This is a genomic window from Clostridium collagenovorans DSM 3089 (assembly GCF_900130005.1).
In the GTDB taxonomy this organism is placed as follows: Bacteria; Bacillota; Clostridia; order Clostridiales; family Clostridiaceae; genus Clostridium_D; species Clostridium_D collagenovorans.
This window is the reverse complement of the sequence record NZ_FQXP01000009.1, coordinates 114,647-136,870: the sequence shown is the minus strand read 5'-3', so window position 1 is coordinate 136,870 and position 22,224 is coordinate 114,647. Positions and strand designations below refer to the sequence as shown.

Sequence of the window (22,224 nt, the reverse complement as noted above, 5' to 3'; positions counted from 1 at the left end):
AATCATAAATTTGTGTTATAATTTTTAGGAGTATTTATTGGAGGATCATATAAATGTTACAAAAACTCAAGATTAATAGAAAGGTATTAAGAGAACTTGATATAATAACCTTACTAACCTTAGTAACTATAGTTATTTTTGGTTCTTTGAACATAGGTAGTATAAGTGGAATAGATCAAATGAAAAAGCAACTTATATTTTTGATTATAGGACTAGTAATAGTCTATGTTACCTTATTATTTGATTATTCTTTATTACTAAATTACACAGATATATTCTATTGGTTGTGTATATTTTTCTTAATACTTAACGATTTTACTCCTTTAGGACATACAGTAAATGGTGCTCAATCCTGGGTTAAAATAGGGCCAATCCAATTTCAGCCTTCGGAATTTGCAAAAATAGCTATGATATTTATGCTAGGTAAAAAGCTTCAAGAAATGGATGGAAAGATAAATGAACCTAAAAACTTCTTTACTCTTTGCTTTTATGCTGCATTACCTATGCTTTTAATAGTTATTCAACCAGATATGGGGATGACAATGGTATCATTCTTTATAGTATTAGGTATATTTTTTGCTGCAGGACTTGATATGAGGGTAATATTAGGAGGACTTGGAACCTTAGTGGTATCCGTATTAGTTCTTTGGAATACGCCTATAATAAAACCTTATTGGAAGGTTAGATTATTATCATTTTTAAATCCGACGCAGTTTAGCCAATCCTCCACTTTCCAATTGGTACAATCTCAGATAAGTATAGGTTCGGGAGGTTTAGCAGGATTAGGACTATTTAATGCAAAGCAAGCAAACTTTGTTCCAGAAGCTAGAACGGACTTTATTTTTGCTGTTGTTGGTGAACAGTTTGGCCTTTTAGGAGCTATATTTTTACTTGTACTATATGGAGTAGTAATTTATAGATTTATTAAGATTGCACAGACTTCTAAGGATATCTTTGGATCTGTAATAACTATAGGGATGACATCGGTATTATTATTCTCTATATTCCAAAATATAGGTATGACTATAGGAATTATGCCAGTTACAGGAATAACTTTACCACTTATGAGTGCAGGAGGAAGTTCACTTATAACTAACTTCATGACCTTTGGTTTAGTTTTGAATATTGGTATGAGAAGAAAGAAAATAAACTTTTAAGGCATATAGTACCTTAGTTAATATCATATAAAAAAGAGTAAGCAGTATTTTTATAATACTTCTTACTCTTTTTTATTGTGATATATGGTCCTGTTTTTTGTTTTTAGTAAAGAAATTCTTAAACTATAAGAAAATATTCATATAATCATAAGTTTTTAAATATAATTTAAAGATAAATGATTAAGGAGGGTACTTATGAGTAATTATCGTATGCAATATGAAAACTATTACAATAATATCTCTAAAAAGCGTAAAGTCAAAGCTGCTAATAAGAGTAACGATAAAGAGAAGATTACATCCAATTATAGAGAAAGGGAATGCAATCATAGAGATAAGGAATATGATTATATCTTAAAAAGAAATGGTTACAGAAATAGTTCTAGGAGTAGTAAGAAGAGCTGGGCTAATACAATTATTATGCAATTATCTGGGGTTTTGATTATGAGTGTACTTTTGCTAGGATGTAAGGCTATAGATACATCTACTACTCAAAAAGTATATTCTAAAAGTTGTACCATTTTATCAAAAAATTATGATTTAACTGCCATAGCAAGTAGTATTAAGAATGGTGGATATAAGGAATTTGAGGGTAAAGTTTTATCTTACATAGATGGAGTTAAGAGCAAGGTCCTTGGAGGTAAAACACTTGAAGAAAGGCTCAAAGAGGATTTTAGCTTTCCAACTATTCAAAATAATAGCTTAGGTTTAAAAGCTGATAGTAATGAAGGTAAAGTGATATCTACATCTAATAAGGGAGTAGCAAGTAATAGGTTTGTTCAAGCTGCTAGTTCTGGGAAAGTAGTTAAATGTGATTTTAGAGGTGATAAGCAAGTTGTTTTAATAGATCATGGGCAAGGTATTCAAACTGAATATGCAGGACTTGATGAGGTTTTTGTTTGTGAAGGTGATTATATAAACAGAGATGAAAACATTGGTGCTGTCAAAGAAAAGGATAGTGAAGATAAGAGCTGTGATTTTAAATTATTGTATATGGGAAAAGATAAGGATTTCCAAAAGTACATTAATTAAAAATATATATGAAGAAGGGTCAGTTTTAAATTATTAATTGGCTAAAACACTAAATATTCAGGGGGATAAAGTGATTAAATTTACTAAAGTTTTTTTTATATATTTAATTTATTTTTTATTATGCTTTAATGGACAATTTTTAGTAGCATTAGGTTTAGTAATGATACATGAGATGTCACATTATTTAGCTGCATATTCCTTTGGATTTAAGGAGTTTAATATACAAATTATGCCCTTTGGAGCTAGACTGAATTTGGAGGCTCTAGAGGATGCAACCCCTAAACAGGACTTAATAATAACAATAGCTGGACCCTTAAGCAATTTTATTTTGGCATTGGTATTTTATTGTATAAATATATTTTTAAATACAAATTCAATAAGACTATTGATATATAGTAATTTGGCTTTGGGTATATTAAATTTGCTACCGTCTTTACCCTTAGATGGGGGAAGAATACTTAGAGATATTTTAGCTATAAAAATGCCTTATAGACAAGCTAACAAGTATGCTGTTAATACTAGCTTTGTGGTTGGAAGTCTTATGGCAATGGTATATTTTATATTGTTTTTTAGGGGAGAAGGAAATATACTTTTATGCTTAATATCTTTACTTGTATTAGTCACAGCTATTAAAGAAAAAGAAAGGGTGGCATATGTAATCATGGGTGATATCATTAAAAAAAGGGCTAAATTTTTGAAAAAGGGATACATGGAAAATAGAAGTATATGTATCTTTTATAAAAAGGACTTATTATCTGCCTTATCCTTAGTTGATAAAAATAAGTATTCCATGTTTTTGATTGTGGATGAAGATATGAGTGTTGTGGATGTGGTTTATGAAAATGAAATTATAAAGGGCATTTCAAGTTACGGTAATATAAGCTTAGAGGAGTTTATGGACAAACATGATGATTTTGGAGGAATTTAAACTTAATATATTATAAGAAAAGGTGAGCATTTTTAAATGTTCATCTTTTTTAAAAGCAATTATTACTATTTGTAATTTACTCCTTATATGATACAATATATTGATACTAAAAGTTTAGGAGGAATATAAATGAAGAAAATTTCTGATGACATTCTATATAAAGTAGAAAAACCTGCTAGATATATAGGTGGAGAATTAAATTCATTTGTTAAGGATAAAGATAAAGTTGATATAAGATTAGGCTTTTGTTTCCCAGATGTTTATGAGGTAGGGATGTCTCACCTTGGAAGCAAAATATTATATTACGTTTTAAACAATAGAGAAGATACATATTGTGAAAGAGTTTTTGCTCCATGGCCTGATATGGAGGAGCAACTTAGAGAACATAACATACCATTATATGCTTTAGAGAGCAAGGATCCTTTAGGAGAGTTTGATATTTTAGCTTTCACTCTTCAATATGAAATGAGTTACACTAATATATTAAATATGCTTGATATGGCTGATATACCTTTAAGAAGCACTGATAGAAGTGAAGAAGATCCACTTGTTTTCTTTGGTGGACCATGTGCTTACAACCCAGAGCCTATATATAACATAGCGGACTTTTTTGCAATGGGTGAAGGGGAAGAGCAGTTAAATGATGTTTTAGACTTATATAAAGAGTTTAAGAAGAATGGTAAAACTAAAAAAGAATTTTTAAGAGAAGTATGTAAGGTAGAGGGCATATATGTTCCTAGCTTATATGAGGTTTCTTACAATGAAGATGGTACTATAAAAGAATTTAAACCTATGTATGAAGATGTACCAGCTAAGGTTAAGAAGAGAATTATAACTAACTTTACAGAGGCTGAATTCCCTGAGAAGTTAATAGTTCCATATACTGATATAGTTCATGATAGAGTTACAGTTGAGACTTTCAGAGGATGTACAAGAGGATGTAGATTCTGCCAAGCTGGTATGATTTATAGACCTGTTAGAGAGAAGTCTACTGAAAAATTAATGGAGCAAACTGAACAGTTAATTAAGGCAACAGGATACGGAGAGGTTTCTTTAATATCTTTAAGTATTTGTGACTACTCTAATATTGATACTTTAGTTAGAGGTTTAGTTGATAAGTTTGGAAATCAAAAGGTAGGGGTATCCCTTCCATCTATAAGAATAGATTCTTTATCTGTGGATTTATTAAATGAAATCCAAAAGGTAAGAAAAACTGGTTTAACTTTAGCACCAGAGGCTGGTTCTCAAAGAATGAGAGACATAATTAATAAGGGTGTTAATGAAGAGGATTTAAAATCAGCTGTAGGAAGTGCTTTTAGAGCTGGTTGGTCAACTGTAAAATTATACTTTATGGTAGGTCTTCCATATGAGACTGCAGAGGATGTTATAGGAATTGCTAACTTAGGACAGCTTGTATGTGATGAGTACTTTAGCATACCTAAGAATGAAAGACAAAAGGGCTTGAAGGTTACTTTAAGTACGTCTATTTTTGTACCTAAACCATTTACACCATTCCAGTGGGCTGCACAGGATAGAATGGAAAGTGTTAAAGAGAAAATAGGTATGTTAAGAGATAATATTAAGAGTAGAGCCATTCAATATAACTGGCATGAAACTCCAGTAAGCTTCATGGAAGCTGTAATTGCTAGAGGTGACAGAAGACTTTGTGAAGTTATCATAAATGCTTTTGAGAATGGTGCTAGATTTGACGGATGGCAAGAATATTTTAACTTTGATACATGGCTAAATGCATTAGAAGCTTGTGGAGTTGATGGCGAGTTCTATGCTTACAGAGAAAGAAGCTATGATGAAGTTCTTCCTTGGGATTTCATAGATGTTGGAGTAACTAAGGAATTCTTAATGAGAGAAAATGAAAAAGCTAAGGCAGTAGAAGTTACTGTAGACTGTAGAGAAAAGTGTTCAAACTGTGGTATTAACAGAAGTTTTAAGGAAGGGAAGTGTTTTGAAGGTGCGTTACTTAATTAAGTATACAAAGGAAGGCGAAATTAAATTTGTATCTCACTTAGACTTAATGAGAACAATTCAAAGAAATGTTAGAAGAGCAGAACTTCCTATAGAATTTTCAAAGGGATTTAATCCACATATGGCTATTTCTATAGCACAGCCTTTATCAGTTGGAATGTATTCATGTGGTGAATATTTAGATATGGTTTTAACTGAAGAGATTCCTGGAAATGAAATAGTTGATAGATTAAACTCAAGTGCTCCAATGGGAGTTAGATTTTTAGATGCTGTTAAGGTTGAGAAGATTGAGGGTAAAAAACAACTTCAAGCTATGGCTTTAATAGATGGTGCTCAATATACTATTAAGCTTAAATGTAGTGACCTTAAAAAAGCTGAGGAGGAGTTAACAGAACTAAACTCTAAGGCTATTTGGGAAACTTTAAAGAAAAGTAAGAGCGGTGAGAAGATAGTAGATATTAAACCTATGATAAAAGAATTCAGATTCTGGATTAAGGATGATAATTTAGTTGTAAACTCACTAATAGCTTGTGGTAGTAGAGAGAACTTATCTGCTCAATTATTAGCAGAATACATAATTAACAATTGTGAAAGCTGTGAAAAAGACAGATTTGTAGACATAAAAAGAGAAGAAATGTATGCAACTAAGGGTGATAAATTAGTTACATTAAGTGCATACTTTAAATAAGATTTATATAAAATATTAAATCGCACTTAGAGAAAATATTTTATGATTATTGAGAGGGGATGCTTTAATTTGCATCTCCTTTTATATTAATTGATTTAGGTGGAAGTTAAAATGAGAGAGATATTCATTGAAAGAAATAATAATTTACTTAGACTAGCTGTGAAACTAGATGAAAAGTTTATAAATTGTAGATTTTATGAGGAAGATAATAAGCCTAAGGTTGGAGAAATATATCTTGGAGTAGTAAAGAATATAATACCCTCTATGAAAAGTATTTTTATAGATTTAGGTACTGATAGAAATGCTTATTTGTACCTTGATAAGTATAATTCTAAAATTAAAACAGGTGATGAAATCTTAGTTGAGGTTTTAAAGGAAGAGATAGGTGAAAAGGGAGCTACTGTTACCACTAAGGTTAGCTTAGGTGGAGATTTTGCAGTGGTTGGAGACTTTGGAGTAGGAATTAAAATATCTAAGAAAATAGATGATATTGAGTTTGTGGAGAGCATAAAGAAGAGCATAGATGCTCCTAAGGATATGGCAGTAACAATAAGATCAAGAGCAACTGAAAAAACCATAGATTTTATTGAAGCTGAGATTAACTCTCTTATTTCTAGATTTAAGGATATAAAGCAAAGGGGTACATACTCTAAGGGACCTAAACTTTTATATAAGCAACAAAGAGCTTTAAGAGAAGAACTACTAGAATTAAAATCTGGTGATAAGGTGTACTGTAATAGCAAAGATGATCATGAGAACGTAGCTTCATTGCTAAAGGAAATGAATAAAGAGGAAGCATCCAATAGCTTATATGAGGGAGAAATTAATTTGTTTCTTCAGTATGGATTAGAAAAGGAAATACTAGCTTTGAGAAAAAGAGAGGTAATGCTTAAGTCTCAAGGGTATTTAGTTTTTAACAAAACTGAGGCTATGAATGTAATTGATGTTAATAGTGGGGCTTTAATTGAGGGCAAAAATATGGAGGATAACATATTTAAGGTCAATTTAGAAGCTGCCAATGAAATATGTAGGCAAATTGCTTTAAGAGATTTAAGTGGCATAATAATTATAGATTTTATAGATATGTTTAAGGAAAATCATAAGAAGAAAATAATAGAGGTCTTAAGAGAAAACTTAAGAAATCATAGAAATAAAATAAAGGTTTATAATTTTACAGAGCTTTCCTTGGTTCAAATAACAAGGGAAAGAAGAGAGAAGTCTATCTTAGAGTATGTTGAAGAGGTGGAGAGGCAGGAAGCTTATACTTTAAGCAGAATAAGTAAAGAGTATTTGATGTTTTTAATTAAAAATGAGCTTATAAGACTTAGAAAAACTTTGGATTTAAAGAAAGTGAAAATAGAAATAAATGAACTTTACTATTTTGATTTTATAAATAATTTAGAGGAATTTAAAAATTATTTGTGTAAAAATGAAATAGAAGTAGAAGTTATTTTTAATAAAGTGGAAATTTTCAATATTATTTCATCTGTATTTAATTAAAAATAAAATCTTTACAAGGAATAATCATTATGGTACAATAGCCTTTGTAGGCCGCACACAAAGGGTTTTAAATCACTTTTTATAGGTGTACCTTAGTGGCGAGATTGGATAGAGGAGGTGCTTTCAGTGTACGCAATAATCGCAACTGGTGGTAAACAATACAGAGTTCAAGAAGGAGACGTAATATACGTTGAAAAAATGAGCGCTGATGTTGATTCTACTGTAGAATTAAATGAAGTTCTTGCATTAAGTAAAGAAGAAGGTTTAGTTGTTGGAAAACCTGTAGTTGAGGGAGCTAAAGTTGTTGCTAAAGTTTTAGAACAAGGAAAAGCTAAGAAGGTTATAGTATTTAGATACAAACCTAAAAAAGATTACAGAAAGAAGAATGGTCATAGACAACCTTACACTAAACTTCAAATCGAAAAAATCGAAGCATAATACATATTGTTATGACAGAGATTACATTTAGAAGACAAAATAGTAAGATAGTATCGTTCAATATAGATGGACATTCTGGATATGCTGAGGAAGGTAGCGACATAGTTTGTGCCGCAATTTCTGCAATATCATTGACAATAGTTAATGGTATAGCAGGGGTATTAAAGAAAAAGATAAAACCTACTGTTAAACATGGTTTTTTAAGTCTTGATCTTAGAGGTTTTTCAGTGGAAGACATAGATGACTGTCAAATATTAATGGAGACTATGCTTTTAGGTTTGAAAAGTGTAGAAATAGAATACGATGATTACGTAGTAGTAAAGGAAGAGGAGGTGTAATGACTATGCTAACAATGAATCTTCAGTTATTTGCCCACAAAAAAGGGGTAGGTAGCTCAAAGAACGGAAGAGATTCTGAATCTAAGAGACTTGGTGCTAAGCGTGCTGATGGTCAATTTGTACTTGCAGGAAACATTCTTGTAAGACAAAGAGGAACAAAAATTCATCCAGGTTTAAACGTAGGAAAAGGTGGAGATGACACTCTTTTCGCTAAAGTTGATGGAGTATTAAAGTTCGAGAAGTTCGGTAAAGATAAAAAAAGAGCAAGTGTTTACCCTGTAGAGATCGAAATCGTTGCAGAGTAATATTAATGCTTAAAAGGCACCCGTTTTCGGGTGCTTTTTTAAAATTACAAAACTTTTTAAAATGACATACAACCTCTATTCAGAATTAATTGAAGACACAATGATTTAAATACATATATAATAGAAGTATACTTTTGGTATTTATGTTCAATCATAAATATATATGCAATTTAAATTTCGTAAATAAGGTAGGGTGAGAATTTATGTTTATAGATAAAGCGAAAATATTTGTTAAGTCTGGTGACGGTGGAGACGGAGCTATTTCTTTTAGAAGAGAGAAATACGTTGATCTTGGTGGACCAGACGGTGGTGATGGAGGTAGAGGAGGAAGTGTTAAGTTAGTTGTAGATCCTAACATGACAACACTTATGGACTTTACTTATAAAAGAAAATACGTAGCAGGAAAAGGTGAGAACGGTGGAAGATCCAAATGCTATGGTAAAGATGGAGAAACTTTAATAGTTAAGGTACCTATGGGTACAGTTATTAGAGATGAAGAAAGCGGAAAAATAATGGCTGACTTAGCTCATAAAGATGATTCTTTTGTAGTTACTAAAGGTGGTAAGGGTGGTAAAGGAAACGCTAAGTTTGCAACACCTACAAGACAGGCACCAGGTTTTGCTGAGCCAGGTATGCCAGGAGAAGAAAGATACATACGTTTAGAGTTAAAATTACTTGCTGATGTTGGATTATTAGGTTTCCCTAATGTAGGTAAATCAACTTTACTTTCTATGGTTTCAAAGGCTAAACCTAAGATTGCCAACTATCACTTTACAACTTTAAAACCTAACTTAGGTGTTGTAGCTATGCCTGGAATTGAAAGTTTTGTAATTGCAGATATCCCAGGTATCATTGAAGGTGCAGCAGAGGGTGTTGGTTTAGGATTAGAATTCTTAAGACATATTGAACGAACTAGATTACTTATTCATGTAGTTGATATTTCAGGTGTTGAAGGAAGAGATGCTATAGAGGACGTTAAGAAGATTAACGAAGAACTTAAGCAATACAGTGTTAAGCTTTGGGATAGACCTCAAATAATAGCTGCTAATAAGAGCGATATGCTATATGATGAGGAATATTTTGAGACTTTCAAGGCTGAAATGGAGAAATTAGGTTTCAATAAGATATTTAAGATTTCTGCTGCTACTAACGAAGGTGTTCCGGAGTTAATGAAGGAAGCTGCAGAAATGCTATCTAAGATCCCTGTTACAGAACTTGAAATTAAGGAAGAAGATAGATTTGTGGAAGAAGAGAAGAAATTCACTTACACAATTGGAAGAGCTGAAGATGGAGTATTTGAAGTTACAGGTAGCTTCGTAGATAGATTACTTCATGCAGTAAATGTTAATGAGCCAGATTCTTTAAGATATGTTCATAAGGTTCTTACTAACAAAGGTATCTTTGATGAGTTAAGAGAATTAGGAATACAAGATGGAGAAATAGTAAGATTAAATGACTTTGAATTTGAGTATTTATTATAATTTAGGAGGAACAAGATGATAACATCAAAACAACGTGCACAATTAAGATCACTAGCTAATGGTATAGACGCTATATTCCAGATAGGTAAAAATGGGGTAGACGAAACTTTCTTAGAGCAAGTGAGTAATGCTTTAGAAAAAAGAGAATTAATAAAAATAAGTGTTTTAAATAACAGCGGGTTAGAGGCTAGAGAAGCTAGTGATATGATTTGTGAAGAATTAGGATGTGAAGGGGTTCAAGCAATCGGAAACAAGTTTGTTATATATAGAAAGTCTTCAAAAAAACCTGTAATAGAATTATAATAGAATTAGAATAATATATAATATTAAGCTTTAGATAATAAATCTAAAGCTTAATGCTTATGTAGAACTTTTCTATATAAAGAATTTAAGAGAAAGTTTTTTATTAAATAAGGTTAAGATATATTTTTAGGTTAGGTTTCATAATAAGTATAAAATTTTTATAGGTTTACTTTTAAAGAAGTAAGAAGCTTTGATTGTATATATTATAAAATACATTTTATAAGCATTGAATATTAAGGACTATATCTATATTTATTTAATATTAAAATTAAGCAAAATATTAGGAAGGTTTTTATTGAAACTTATATAAACAAGGGTTTATATATAGAAATATAAATTTTAAAATAAGGATGATATTCATGGTGAGAAAAGCTATTTTTGGTGGAACTTTTGATCCTATACATAATGGACATTTAAATATAGCATATGAATCTCTAGAAAGATTAAATCTTGACGAAATAATTTTTATGCCAGCAGGAGATCCTCCGCATAAAAGTATTAAAAAGATAACTAATGCAACATTAAGATGTGAAATGGTCTTGATGGCTATACGGCACGAAAAAAGGTTTAGCCTAGACTATTATGAAGTAAGAGAAGAGGGAATAAGTTATACATATAAGACTTTACTTCATTTTTCAAAGGTTCAACCTGAGGTTCAGTGGCATTTTATCACTGGAGCAGATTGTTTATTTTACATAGATACATGGAAAAATGTTAAGGAACTATTAGGATTATGTACTCTTGTAGTTTTTAATAGATTAGGATTTTCAGAAGATGAAATACAAGTTAGGAAAGAATATATAGAGAAAAAATACAACACTAAGATTATTGTCTTAAATACTCCTTTTCTCGAAATATCTTCCACAAACATTCGTAATAGAATAGCTGCGGATAAAGAAGTAAGTTATTTACTTCCAAGTGGTGTGGACAATATTATAAAGGAACTTGGATTGTATAGGGGGATTAATAATGTGGAGTAATGAAGAAATTAAGGAATATTTAAAAAGTAGCTTAAATGAGAATAGATACAATCATTGTATTGGGGTAAGCAAAACTTCTAAAAAACTTGCAAAGCTTTATGGTGCGAATGAAGAAAAGGCAGAACTTGCAGGGCTTACTCATGATTGTGCAAAGTATATGGAAAGCGAAAAAATATTACAGATTTTAAAAGATAATGGTGAAGAGATAGATGTGGTAGTACAGCATTGGCCTCCTTTGATGCATGGCTATGCTGGAGAATATGTTGCAAGAGAAGTATTTGGAATAGAAGATGAGGAAGTTTTAAGTGCTATTAAGTATCATGTTACAGGAAGAGAAAATATGACGCTTTTAGAAAAGATAGTGTTTATAGCTGATTTCATAGAACCTGGAAGAGATTTTCCGGGAGTTGAAAAGGCAAGAACTCTTGCTTATGAAGATTTAGATGAGGCCATTATATTTGCTTTTGATTCAACTATTTCCTTTGTTATGAAAAGTGGTAACTTATTACACACTAAAACAATCGATTCAAGGAATTATTTGTTGCTTAATAGAAAAAATAAATAGTATAAACTTTCTGTATAATTAAATATTTGGATATGCTGTGATATAATATAAATGAGATCATACCCTAAGGGTAATATTTTCTTTCTAGTTTAATAATAGTTTTAGAAAATAGAGCTATAATAAGGACTAGATAAAATTAAATTTAGGAGGCATGACATATGCAAAAAGAAATTATAAACACTGAAAAAGCACCAAGTGCTATTGGACCATATTCTCAAGGAACAAAGATAGGAAATCTAGTTTATACTTCAGGACAGCTTCCAATTAATCCTGCTACAGGTGAGTTAGTAAAAGATGACGTTAAAGAAGCTGCTAAACAATCTTTAGAGAATGTTAAAGCTATTTTAGAATCAGCTGGTACTTCTTTAGACAAAGTTGTTAAAACATTAGTATTTGTTAAAGACCTTAATGATTTCGCAGCAATAAACGAAGTTTATGCTCAATATTTTACTGAAAATTACCCAGCAAGATCTTGTGTTCAAGTAGCTAAGCTACCAATGGATGCTAAATTAGAAATAGAAGCAATTGCTTTAGTTTAATATAAGTACTTATAACCCCGAGGAAACTCGGGGTTTATGTAAATACATTTTAAAATATATAACTTTGAGGATTTACACTTAAGTTTGAAACTTTGAGAATTTGCATTTAAGCGTATTTAAAAGTGCGTAATTCTTAAAATTTATTTTTAAGAGTGTAGTAGAATATGATACCTTAAGAATTTATATTTAAGCGTATTTTCAAGTATATACCTTTTAAGAATTATATTGAAGTATATCTTAGAATATGATGCTTTGAGGATTTACATTTAAGTGTATTTTTAAGTGTGAAACTTTAAAGATTTAAATTTAAATGTATTTAGAGATATATAATTTTTAATTTACATTTAATTATATTTAATAATGGGGATTAAAATATAATTAAATTGTAAACTCTTTATTATAAGATATATTCTAATAAGTAGAGCTAATACATATCTTAATAAAAGAGTGAATATTTAATAAATTATACATAAGGGAAGAGTTTAAAATATTTAATATAATATATTTAAAATAGTACATAATAATTAAAACTTAGGGGGACTTAATATTTATGAAACTAATAGAACAATTTAAATGGATAAGACAATGTACAAAGACTGTAAAGCTATATACAGCTGGAAGTTATGATGAGGCATTAGTATATGCAAATAAGTCATATGAGACAGTATTAAAGGTATTTAATAAGGATCATGTAAATGTTGCTAAGGTATTATATAATCTTATAGCTATAAATCATAAGCTTGGACATGATAAAGAGGCTTTAGAGTATGGTAAAGAAGCTATTAGAATATGTGAGAAAATATATGGATATGATAAACTACTTATAGATTACCTAGAAATTGTAATTCCTGTTTGTGAAGCTTTAAATGAGGATGATTACAAAGAAGAATTATTAGCAAAGGTAGCTAAATGTAAGGGAATAAACATTGAAGATGCTGAATGCTTTGAAGATGAATGTGAAGAAAAAGAATGTTGTAAAGTAAAGGATATAGAAGAATGTGAGGAAGCTCATGAAGAGAATTCAGAAATATCAGAATGCGATAAGGAAGAAGTTAAATAAGAAAATATGTTTAGATAGATAAAGAAGAGGTGGACAGATGGAAAATAACCTTTTATATAGGGTTAAGGAGCAATATGATAATCTTAAATTAAGAGATTATTTAAAGCACTATGAAAATCTTTCAAGTAGAATGATAAAAAGTGCGGGAATTCAAAAACGTATTAAGGTAAATGGTAAGGTTGAAAAACTAAATTATATAGTGAAATTAGGCGATGAGATATCTTTTAATATAACAAAAGAGGAAAGTCAAAATATAATGCCAGAACCTATGGAGTTAGATATAGTCTTTGAGGATATGGATTTAATTGTGGTGAATAAGAGTCCGAATATGGTGGTTCATCCAACTAAAAGTCATCCCTATGGTACTTTAGCTAATGGCTTAATGTATCACTTTAAAGAAACCAATCAAAATTGCATAGTTAGATTAGTAAGCAGACTTGATATGGATACCTCAGGCTTGATTATGATTGGAAAAAATCAACATGCTCACATGGTTTTATCAAGAGATATGCAAGAAAATAAGGTTGTAAAAGAATATCTAGCTATAATTCATGGTAATTTAGAAAATAAGTCAGGAACAATTGATTTGCCAATAGGAAGAAGAACAGAGGATTCTATTAAAAGAGAGGTTCTTGAAGAGGGGCAAAGAAGCATAACGCATTATGAAGTTTTAGAAAGTTATCCAAAGGGAGATTTAGTAAGACTTAGATTGGAGACAGGAAGAACACATCAAATTAGAGTTCATTTAAGTCACTTAGGGCATCCTATCTTTGGAGATGTTTTATATGGAGAGGAAGAGAAAGAACTTATAGATAGGCAGGCCTTACATGCATACAGATTAGAAATACTTCATCCTAAAACACGTGAAAAACTAGAACTACAATGTGATTTACCAGAAGATATGAAGAATTTAATAGAGAATTATTTGAAATAAAGAAAGTCGCTAATATTAAAGTTTATGCTTAAAGCAATTTAATAATTAGCGACTTTTATTAATTATATATTATTTTCTTTTATTAGAACGATATAAATTAGGTGATGAAACATGAAGATTGTATTTTCTCATTAACCTTCTTTTTTTACGAATACTACGGATTCTAAAAATAAGTAAAATAAATAATAAGAATAATACTAAAATCCCACCTATAATTAAAATAAAGGTATTTGTCTTGGTAAAGTCCTTAAGCTTATCTTTAAAGGTCAATACAGGAGGTACATAATCTGCAGCTGATATTACATCGACATTAAAGGTTTCACCGTTATAAGATACTGATGCAGTTTTAAGTTTAGTACCCTTTGCAATAGCCTCTTTTCCAAAAGTTATTTCTTCAGTGCTTAATTTAATATCACTTATCTCTTTATCGGAGCTTAAGTTTTTAACTACATATAAATCATTTTTTGCAACTAAAGGAATAGTTGATGAATTATCTTTAAGTGCACACTCTCCAAGTACTTGATCCTTAGAAATAGCTTTAACTACATCGAAATTATTAAAGCCATATTCGAAAAGATTTTTAGCATCCTTAAAGAAGGTTTTTTTACCATCATGTAAGAAAGCTGCTATTAATCTTGTACCATCTTTTTTAGCACTTGCTACATAACTATGTAATGATTCATCGGTATAGCCTGTCTTACCAGCCTCTGCATATTTGTAATAAAGAGGATTCTCTGGGTACAATAAATAGTTTTGGTTCCAAAGAGGTCTAACTTCATTACATTTATTTGTAGGTTGAATTTCATAAGAATAGCTAGAAGCTATTTCTTTAAAATTTGGCTGTTTCATCAATTCTCTCATTATTAAAGAAAGATCATATGCAGTTGTAACATGTCCCTCTTGATATAAACCATGAGGATTTTTAAATGTAGTGTTTTTACATCCAAGTTCCTTTGCTCTTTCAGTCATAAGCTTTGCGAAATCTTCTGTACTTCCACTTATATGTTTTGCTAAGGCTATAGCAGCGTCATTAGCAGAAACCTTCATTAAAGCATGTAGCAAATCTCTTACTGTCATTTGCTCATCTTCAAAGATATAAATTTTTGATCCTTCAACAGGTTCACATTCCTTACATACAGTTACTAAGTCATCTAAATTACATTTTTCTAATACTAGTAAGGCAGTCATTATCTTAGTTGTTGAAGCAGGAGGAAATTGCTCATCTTTATTTTTATCATATAAGACTTCCCCTGTAAGTTCATCAATTAACACAGCTCCATCAGCAGTTACTTCTACGGGTTCTGCATAAACCTTAGTGAAGTTAAAAAAACATAGAGCCATAAAAAAAGCTAAGATCATAGTAAAATATTTAGTTTTTTTAGCTGAATGATACATTTAATCCTCCCAGTCATTTTAGTATTATGTAGGTTCTAATTAAGTTGTTTATGGCCTTATAAGCCATATTAAGATATATATTATTTAAAACTTAAATAAGTACTAATTAAGTTTTATATTTAGAGTTACTTAAAGTTAGAACTTACACTAGATAGCATAAGCTAACTTATTAAAAATGAGCTATTAGCTTAAATTGAAGTAATGTTTTAAGCCGTGGAAAATTTCTTTAAACATGAGAATAAAACATAAATTCTAATGTAGTCTAAAATATAGCTCAAAAAGGGAATTTTAATAAATTATATCAAAAGTTTATTAAAAAAGCGATAGTTTCCTTTGAAAAATGTTATTTTTGAATAAAAAATGAAATTAATGGATATAAAGAAGGTAAGGAAAGAGAAGTACTTTAAATAGAATACATAGTAAGTTTTAAAATTTCACTATAAATTTATAAAAAAGTTAAGTTTATTTAATGAAATATATAAGTTCCAATTAATATTCTACATGTATATTTAAGATATGAATTTACTTAATAAAGAAACTTAGTAAAGAGGCTTATCTCTAAATACAATGAAGATCCTTTAGGAAGATATATAAATTCCGGGTGTTAAATAATGTATATTAATATAAATACTATGAAGGAGGAAATTTAGATGCAGTATGGCACCTAAGGGCTAGGACTATTTATATACATACTATTTCTAAGCATAAGATATGAATAAAAATAAAAGGTTTATAGGAGCTATAGTTCTTGTTGTAAGTTTTGCTTTGTTTTTAATTGGTGGCTTTGTACTTAATAAAATAAATGCTGCAGAATCATATAAAGCGGGAGATAAAGAATTATTATATAGCAGTGGTGTAAGTAAAGATGAAGATAAAGATGTATCCCTTAAGAATGAAGAAAATGTGAAAAATAAGGAAAGTTCTAATTCAGAGAATGTAATAGAAGGTAATAGGGAAAATACTAATAACAGCTCTATTATAAAGGTGGATGTTAAGGGGGCTATTAATAAGCCTGGTATATATTCTTTGAAAGAAGGAGATAGAATTGATGATCTTTTAAAGTTATGTGGAGGACTTACACAGGACGCAGATGCAAATAGAGTTTACTTTTCAAAAAAGCTTTGTGATGAAGATATAATTTATATTTTTAAAAATGGCGAAAGTGAAGAGGAGGTACCTAAGATGAGTATAAGTAGTGAAAATAATGGTGCAAATAATGTAGATAATAAAAATTTTAATAAAACTAGTAGTGGAAAGATAAATATAAATACTGCAAACCTAGAAGAATTAAAGACTTTGAGTGGTATTGGAGATAGTAAGGCTCAAGCTATAATAGATTATAGAGAGAAGAATGGTGGCTTTAAAGATGTAAGTGAACTGCGAAATGTGGAGGGAATTGGAGAAAAAACTTTAAATAAATTTATTGACTCTGTGGACATTAAGTAATTATTATTATAAAATTAACATGAAGCAATAAAATAAATAACAATAAAAACTCTATATTCGACAGTGTGTGAATTTTAAATAAAGAGTTGTTTTAGAAGGGAGAGTTAGTGCTTTGAATAAGAAACTTACAGAATTATCTAAAACCTCAGGGTGAGCAGCCAAAATAGGGCCGGAGACCCTTTCTAAAATACTAGATAAACTTCCTAAAATGGAGGACAAAAACTTAATAGTAGGAATAGAGACTTCTGATGATGCAGCGGTTTACAAATTAACTGATGAACTTGCAGCTATTCAAACATTAGACTTTTTCACTCCTGTAGTGGATGATCCATATACTTTTGGACAGATAGCAGCAGCTAACTCTTTAAGTGATGTATATGCCATGGGAGGAAAGCCAAGTGTAGCATTAAATATTGTATGCTTTCCTAATTGTTTAGATATAAATATTTTAGGGGAAATACTAAAAGGTGGAGCAGATAAGGTAATGGAGTGTGGAGCCGTAGTAATTGGTGGCCATTCTGTTTCTGATGACGAACCTAAGTATGGTTTATCTGTTATGGGACTTGTACATCCTGACAAGGTACTTAAGAACTGTGGTACTAATGTAGGAGATGTTTTAATACTTACAAAGCCTATAGGAACAGGTATACTTAACACAGCTATAAAAGCGGAAATGGCTGATAAAGAAAGTTATGATTATGCTGTTAAGGTCATGAGTACTTTAAATAAATATGCTGGTGAAATAATGATGGATTATGAAGTGACAGCATGTACTGATATAACAGGATTTGGAATAATGGGTCATGCTTATGAAATGGCTCAAGGCTCTGATGTAACTTTAAAATTATATAAGGATGAAATACCTTATATAGAAAAAGCTAAGGAATTTGCAGAAATGGGATTAGTTCCAGCAGGTACATATAGTAATAGAAGTTACTTAGATGGAAAATATAGATTAAATAATATACCTGAATGGTTTGAAGATATATTATTTGATCCTCAAACATCAGGTGGTTTATTAATTAGTTGTTCAAAGGAAGTCGCTAAGGATATGATGGAAGAGTTAAGTAAATTAGATTTACCATCTTCTGTTATAGGTGAAGCTATAGAACTAAGTGATGTTTACATAATTGTAGAATAATGAAACTTCAGGCTTTAAGTATATGGTACTTAAAGCCTAAATTTTGCAAAAATACAAAGTGAAAATTAAAAATATTAAAAATAGTAGGTGCATAACATGAACAAGAATTTACTGAAATCTTTGCCTAAAATGGATGAATTATTAGAAAATGATAAGATAAAAAAAGTTATAGAAAGCTCAATGAGAGTTTTAGTTATTGAATCTTTAAGAGAAGCTATTGATTATTACAGAACAGGGATATTAAAGGATAAAATCACAGAGTTAAATAATGAGGAAATAGTGGATTATGCTTTAGAGATTCTTGAAAAGAAAAAGCAAAACAAATTAAGAAGAGTTATAAATGCAACTGGTACAGTTATACATACTAACTTAGGTAGATCAATATTATCAAAGCAAGCCTTAGAAGCTGTTGAGAATGTGGCTGTAAATTATAATAACTTAGAGTATGATGTAGAGGCTGGTAAAAGAGGGTCAAGATATTCACATATTGAGGAGTTATTAGTTAAGATAACTGGAGCTGAGGCTGGATTAGTTGTTAATAACAATGCTGCTGCTGTTATGTTAATATTAAATACTTTATGTAAGGATAAAGAAGCTATAGTTTCAAGAGGACAGTTAGTAGAAATAGGTGGTTCTTTTAGAATTCCTGATGTAATGGCTTTTAGTAGTGCTAAATTAATCGAGGTGGGTACAACTAATAGAACTCACGATTATGATTACACAAGAAATATAAATGAAAATACAGGAGTTTTATTAAAGGTTCATACTTCAAACTTCAAAATCATGGGATTCACTGAGGAAGTGGATTTAGAAACTCTTGTTAAAATGGGTAAAGAACACAATATTCCTGTAGTTGAGGATATAGGAAGTGGAGTTTTAGTAGACTTTAATAAATATGGATTTATTCCAGAACCTACAGTGCAAGAAAGTATTAAAAAGGGCGTTGATGTTGTAAGCTTTAGTGGAGATAAAATGCTTGGTGGTCCTCAAGCTGGTATTATAGTTGGTAAAAAAGAGTATATTGACAGAATGAAGAAAAACCAAATAACTAGAGCTTTAAGAATTGATAAAATGACTTTAGCTGCTTTAGAAGCAACTTTAAAATTATATTTAGATGAAAAGGAAGCTATAGAAAATATACCAACCTTGAATATGATTTTATCAGATAAGGAAACATTAAAACAAAAGGCATTTAGATTAAAAAGAAAATTAAGCAGTAAGACAACAGAATTCTCTTATAAAGTAGAAACTGAATATTCTATGGTAGGTGGAGGTTCTATGCCTACAGAAACTATTGAAGGATATGCAGTTAAATTTACTTGTGATAAGATGACTCCTCAACAAATAGAGATTGCTTTAAGAAATAATAAAACACCTATAGTTGTTAGGGTTAATAATGGAGAGGTTATTTTAGATGTGAGAACTCTTAAAGTAGAAGAGTTTGATATCATATTAGATGCCTTAGTGAATATAGAAAAAAAGCTTAAGTAAGGAGAAGGAATATGAAAAATATAGTAATTGGAACAGCAGGACATATTGATCATGGAAAAACTTCTTTAATAAGAGCTATAACTGGAAGAGAAACAGATACTTTAAAAGAAGAAAAAAATAGAGGTATATCTATAAACTTAGGATTTACTTTCTTTGACTTACCATCTCAAAGAAGAGCTGGAATAATAGACGTTCCAGGTCATGAGAAATTTGTAAAGAACATGCTTGCAGGTGTTAGTGGAGTAGATATAGTACTTTTAGTAATAGCTGCAGATGAGGGGGTAATGCCTCAAACTAAGGAACACTTTGAGATTCTTCAACTTTTAAATGTTAAAAAGGGAATAATCGTATTAACTAAAACTGATATGGTTGATGAAGAATGGGTTTCTATGATAGAAGAGGATGTAAAGGGAGAATTCAAAGGAACTTTCTTAGAGGGTGCTCCTATTTGTAGAGTATCTTCTAAAACTAAAACAGGCATTCCTGAATTAATAGAAACTATTGATAAATTAACAGAGGATACAGATGGAAAAGACGTAGAAGGACACTTTAGACTTCCTGTTGACCGTTCCTTCTCTGTAAGTGGTTTTGGTACAGTTGTAACTGGAACTATTATAAGTGGAAGAGCGAAGATTGGTGATACTGTGGAGATATATCCTTCAAAGGTTAAAACTAAGATTAGAAGTATACAAATTCATGGTAATCCTTCAGAGGTTGGAGAAGCTGGTCAAAGATGTGCTATAAACTTAGCTAATGTTAAGACTACAGAAGTAGGAAGAGGATGTGTAGTTGCCACTGAGGATATTATGGAACCTACAATGATTTTAGATTGTAATTTATATTATCTAAAAAGCATGGAAAAGCCTCTTTTAAATAGACAAAGAGTTAGATTATATCACGGTACTAACGAGATATTATGTAGAGTAATACTTTTAGATAGAGAAGAACTAAAACCTGGTGAAACAGCTTATGTGCAGCTTAGGTTAGAGGAAGAGTTAACAGCTCAAAGAAATGATAGATATGTAATAAGAAGCTACTCACCTATGTATACAATCGGTGGTGGTACTATTATAGAGCCAGTATCACATAAAGCTAAGAGGTTTGATGAAGAACATATAGAGGATATGAAAATAAAAGAAAGTGGAAAAACTGAAAGTATTTTAGAAAATACAGTTAAGAACTTAAGTGTTGAGTTTCCAGACTGTGCGCAAATACTAAAATCTCTTGGTAAAAATGAAGAAGCCATAGAAGAAAAATTAGAAGAATTAATTGGGGATAAAAAGATATTAAAACTTGTATCCTTAGAAAAGCCTGTGTATATTCACATAGATTACTTAAAGGAATGCATGGCTAAAATAGAAACTTTACTTTTAGATTATCATAAGAAAAATCCTCTAAAAGTAGGTATTTCCAAGGAAGAATTAAAAAATAAAATCTTTGGAAAGAAACTTAAGCAAAAGTTATATGCTGAAGCTTTAGGTGAAATGGAAGAAAGGTTCTTAATTAAGGTAACTGACAAATTTGTTTCTTTATATACCTTTGAAATAAAATTAAATAAAGAGCAAGAGAGAGTCAAAGATTTATTATTAAAAACTTATAGTGAAGGACAATACAATACTCCTAAGTATAATGATGTAATATCTAATGAAAAGGATAAAAAGGCCTGTCAAATGGTATTTGAACTTTTATTAGATGGAGAAAAATTAATTAAGCTACAGGATGATTGTATATTCACTAAGGAAAACTATGATAAAGCTAAGGAAATGGTTGTAGAATATATAAATAAAAATGGAAAGATTACAGCCTCAGAGGCAAGAGAATTATTCAATTCTAGCAGAAAGTATGTAGTTGCATTACTAGAACATTTTGACTCTATAAGATTAACTAAGAGAATAGAAAATGATAGGGTGTTATATTAGTCATAGAAAGTTAATATAAGCTCGTAAATGCATTGAATTTAAAGAGAATATTTAAATAGTGTAAGGATAGAATGAAGATAAGGTAAGCTTGAAATATGGCTTGCCTTGTTTTTATATTAAGAAGATTGAGTATAAAGATTAATTTAAATGACTATTAAATTTTCAGAATAAAAAGTTGAATTAATTTAATTATATGTACACATATAAAGGGTTTTATATATCAAAATATAGTGAAAAAAAATAAAATTGAAGAAATATAGGATAAAATGTTGCATTTATTTTAGTTTTATGGTAGAATATTTTTTGTCGAGGGAGTAGATAAGTGCTGGTGTACTTGCCGGTCTTCAAAACCGTGTTGTCGTGCTAAGACCACGATGGGTGAGTTCGATTCTCACATATTCCCGCCAAAAAGCTTAAAGTGTTGAACTTTAAGCTTTTTTTATTTTGCATTTATATATAAATCTTATAAAAGGTGTGCAGTAGGTGTGCAGTAAAAATACATCCTTAAAACTGTATATTTAAAACTCAAATAGAGCACTTACGCAGATAAAGCTTAGGTACTTTTATTTTAAGAATAAAGATCAAGGTTTAGTTCATTGGTTCT

21 protein-coding genes and 1 tRNA gene are annotated in these 22,224 nt (G+C 30.2%); 21 read left to right on the top strand and 1 reads right to left on the bottom strand.

Annotated elements, in window-relative coordinates; translation table 11 throughout:
• Positions 1-53: 53 nt before the first annotated feature.
• From rodA to BUA48_RS11795, 16 genes are all read left to right on the top strand, one after another.
• Positions 54-1,157: a rod shape-determining protein RodA gene (gene rodA / locus BUA48_RS11870; protein ID WP_072832274.1), complete on the top strand. Its 1,104-nt coding sequence runs from the start codon at positions 54-56 to the stop codon at positions 1,155-1,157.
• A gap of 195 nt (positions 1,158-1,352) precedes the next feature.
• A complete protein-coding gene (locus BUA48_RS11865; RefSeq protein ID WP_072832273.1) occupies positions 1,353-2,186 on the top strand; it encodes a M23 family metallopeptidase in 834 nt (277 codons plus the stop codon).
• A 70-nt stretch (positions 2,187-2,256) separates the two neighbouring features.
• Complete coding sequence (locus BUA48_RS11860) at positions 2,257-3,114, top strand: M50 family metallopeptidase (protein WP_072832272.1); 858 nt, start codon at positions 2,257-2,259, stop codon at positions 3,112-3,114.
• A 129-nt stretch (positions 3,115-3,243) separates the two neighbouring features.
• Complete coding sequence (locus BUA48_RS11855; protein WP_072832271.1) at positions 3,244-5,100, top strand: TIGR03960 family B12-binding radical SAM protein; 1,857 nt, start codon at positions 3,244-3,246, stop codon at positions 5,098-5,100.
• Positions 5,084-5,785, top strand: a complete 702-nt coding sequence (locus BUA48_RS11850) for a TIGR03936 family radical SAM-associated protein (protein ID WP_072832308.1) — start codon at positions 5,084-5,086, stop codon at positions 5,783-5,785. Before BUA48_RS11855 ends, BUA48_RS11850 begins: the two co-directional genes overlap by 17 nt.
• A 111-nt stretch (positions 5,786-5,896) precedes the next feature.
• Positions 5,897-7,285: a ribonuclease E/G gene (locus tag BUA48_RS11845; RefSeq protein ID WP_072832270.1), complete on the top strand. Its 1,389-nt coding sequence runs from the start codon at positions 5,897-5,899 to the stop codon at positions 7,283-7,285.
• Positions 7,286-7,411: 126 nt separating this feature from the next.
• Positions 7,412-7,723, top strand: coding sequence for a 50S ribosomal protein L21 (gene rplU, locus BUA48_RS11840; protein WP_072832269.1), 312 nt, complete (start codon positions 7,412-7,414; stop codon positions 7,721-7,723).
• Between the two features lie 11 nt (positions 7,724-7,734).
• Positions 7,735-8,061 (top strand): ribosomal-processing cysteine protease Prp, encoded by a 327-nt coding sequence (locus BUA48_RS11835; protein WP_072832268.1) that lies wholly within the window; start codon positions 7,735-7,737, stop codon positions 8,059-8,061.
• Positions 8,062-8,066: 5 nt separating this feature from the next.
• Positions 8,067-8,366: a 50S ribosomal protein L27 gene (rpmA, locus tag BUA48_RS11830; protein ID WP_072832307.1), complete on the top strand. Its 300-nt coding sequence runs from the start codon at positions 8,067-8,069 to the stop codon at positions 8,364-8,366.
• A 203-nt stretch (positions 8,367-8,569) separates the two neighbouring features.
• The gene (gene obgE, locus BUA48_RS11825) at positions 8,570-9,847 is read left to right on the top strand and encodes a GTPase ObgE (protein WP_072832267.1); all 1,278 of its coding nucleotides are present in this window, start codon (positions 8,570-8,572) and stop codon (positions 9,845-9,847) included.
• A gap of 15 nt (positions 9,848-9,862) precedes the next feature.
• Positions 9,863-10,150 (top strand): YhbY family RNA-binding protein, encoded by a 288-nt coding sequence (locus BUA48_RS11820; RefSeq protein ID WP_072832266.1) that lies wholly within the window; start codon positions 9,863-9,865, stop codon positions 10,148-10,150.
• A 359-nt stretch (positions 10,151-10,509) separates the two neighbouring features.
• Complete coding sequence (nadD, locus tag BUA48_RS11815) at positions 10,510-11,130, top strand: nicotinate-nucleotide adenylyltransferase (protein WP_072832265.1); 621 nt, start codon at positions 10,510-10,512, stop codon at positions 11,128-11,130.
• Positions 11,120-11,695 carry a bis(5'-nucleosyl)-tetraphosphatase (symmetrical) YqeK gene (yqeK, locus tag BUA48_RS11810; protein ID WP_072832264.1) on the top strand — a complete coding sequence of 192 codons (576 nt, stop codon included), beginning with the start codon at positions 11,120-11,122 and terminating at the stop codon, positions 11,693-11,695. Before nadD ends, yqeK begins: the two co-directional genes overlap by 11 nt.
• 158 nt (positions 11,696-11,853) lie before the next feature.
• Positions 11,854-12,234 carry a RidA family protein gene (locus BUA48_RS11805; RefSeq protein ID WP_072832263.1) on the top strand — a complete coding sequence of 127 codons (381 nt, stop codon included), beginning with the start codon at positions 11,854-11,856 and terminating at the stop codon, positions 12,232-12,234.
• Positions 12,235-12,784: 550 nt separating this feature from the next.
• The gene (locus BUA48_RS11800) at positions 12,785-13,294 is read left to right on the top strand and encodes a tetratricopeptide repeat protein (RefSeq protein ID WP_072832262.1); all 510 of its coding nucleotides are present in this window, start codon (positions 12,785-12,787) and stop codon (positions 13,292-13,294) included.
• A 37-nt stretch (positions 13,295-13,331) separates the two neighbouring features.
• Entirely contained in the window at positions 13,332-14,228 is an 897-nt protein-coding gene (locus BUA48_RS11795) for an RluA family pseudouridine synthase (RefSeq protein ID WP_072832261.1), read from the top strand.
• A gap of 69 nt (positions 14,229-14,297) precedes the next feature.
• Here the strand turns inward: BUA48_RS11795 and BUA48_RS11790 are convergent, their stop codons facing one another.
• Positions 14,298-15,623 (bottom strand): D-alanyl-D-alanine carboxypeptidase family protein, encoded by a 1,326-nt coding sequence (locus tag BUA48_RS11790; protein ID WP_072832260.1) that lies wholly within the window; start codon positions 15,621-15,623, stop codon positions 14,298-14,300.
• A 711-nt stretch (positions 15,624-16,334) separates the two neighbouring features.
• Between BUA48_RS11790 and BUA48_RS11785 the strand changes: the two genes are divergently transcribed.
• From BUA48_RS11785 to BUA48_RS15640, 5 genes are all read left to right on the top strand, one after another.
• Entirely contained in the window at positions 16,335-17,069 is a 735-nt protein-coding gene (locus BUA48_RS11785) for a helix-hairpin-helix domain-containing protein (protein WP_072832259.1), read from the top strand.
• Between the two features lie 112 nt (positions 17,070-17,181).
• Positions 17,182-18,210, top strand: a complete 1,029-nt coding sequence (selD, locus tag BUA48_RS11780; RefSeq protein ID WP_084666298.1) for a selenide, water dikinase SelD — start codon at positions 17,182-17,184, stop codon at positions 18,208-18,210.
• Between the two features lie 96 nt (positions 18,211-18,306).
• Positions 18,307-19,701 (top strand): L-seryl-tRNA(Sec) selenium transferase, encoded by a 1,395-nt coding sequence (selA, locus tag BUA48_RS11775; protein WP_072832257.1) that lies wholly within the window; start codon positions 18,307-18,309, stop codon positions 19,699-19,701.
• A gap of 11 nt (positions 19,702-19,712) precedes the next feature.
• Complete coding sequence (gene selB / locus BUA48_RS11770; RefSeq protein ID WP_072832256.1) at positions 19,713-21,620, top strand: selenocysteine-specific translation elongation factor; 1,908 nt, start codon at positions 19,713-19,715, stop codon at positions 21,618-21,620.
• Positions 21,621-21,930: 310 nt separating this feature from the next.
• Positions 21,931-22,027: transfer RNA gene (locus tag BUA48_RS15640), tRNA-Sec, on the top strand.
• The last annotated feature ends 197 nt before the right edge of the window (positions 22,028-22,224 follow it).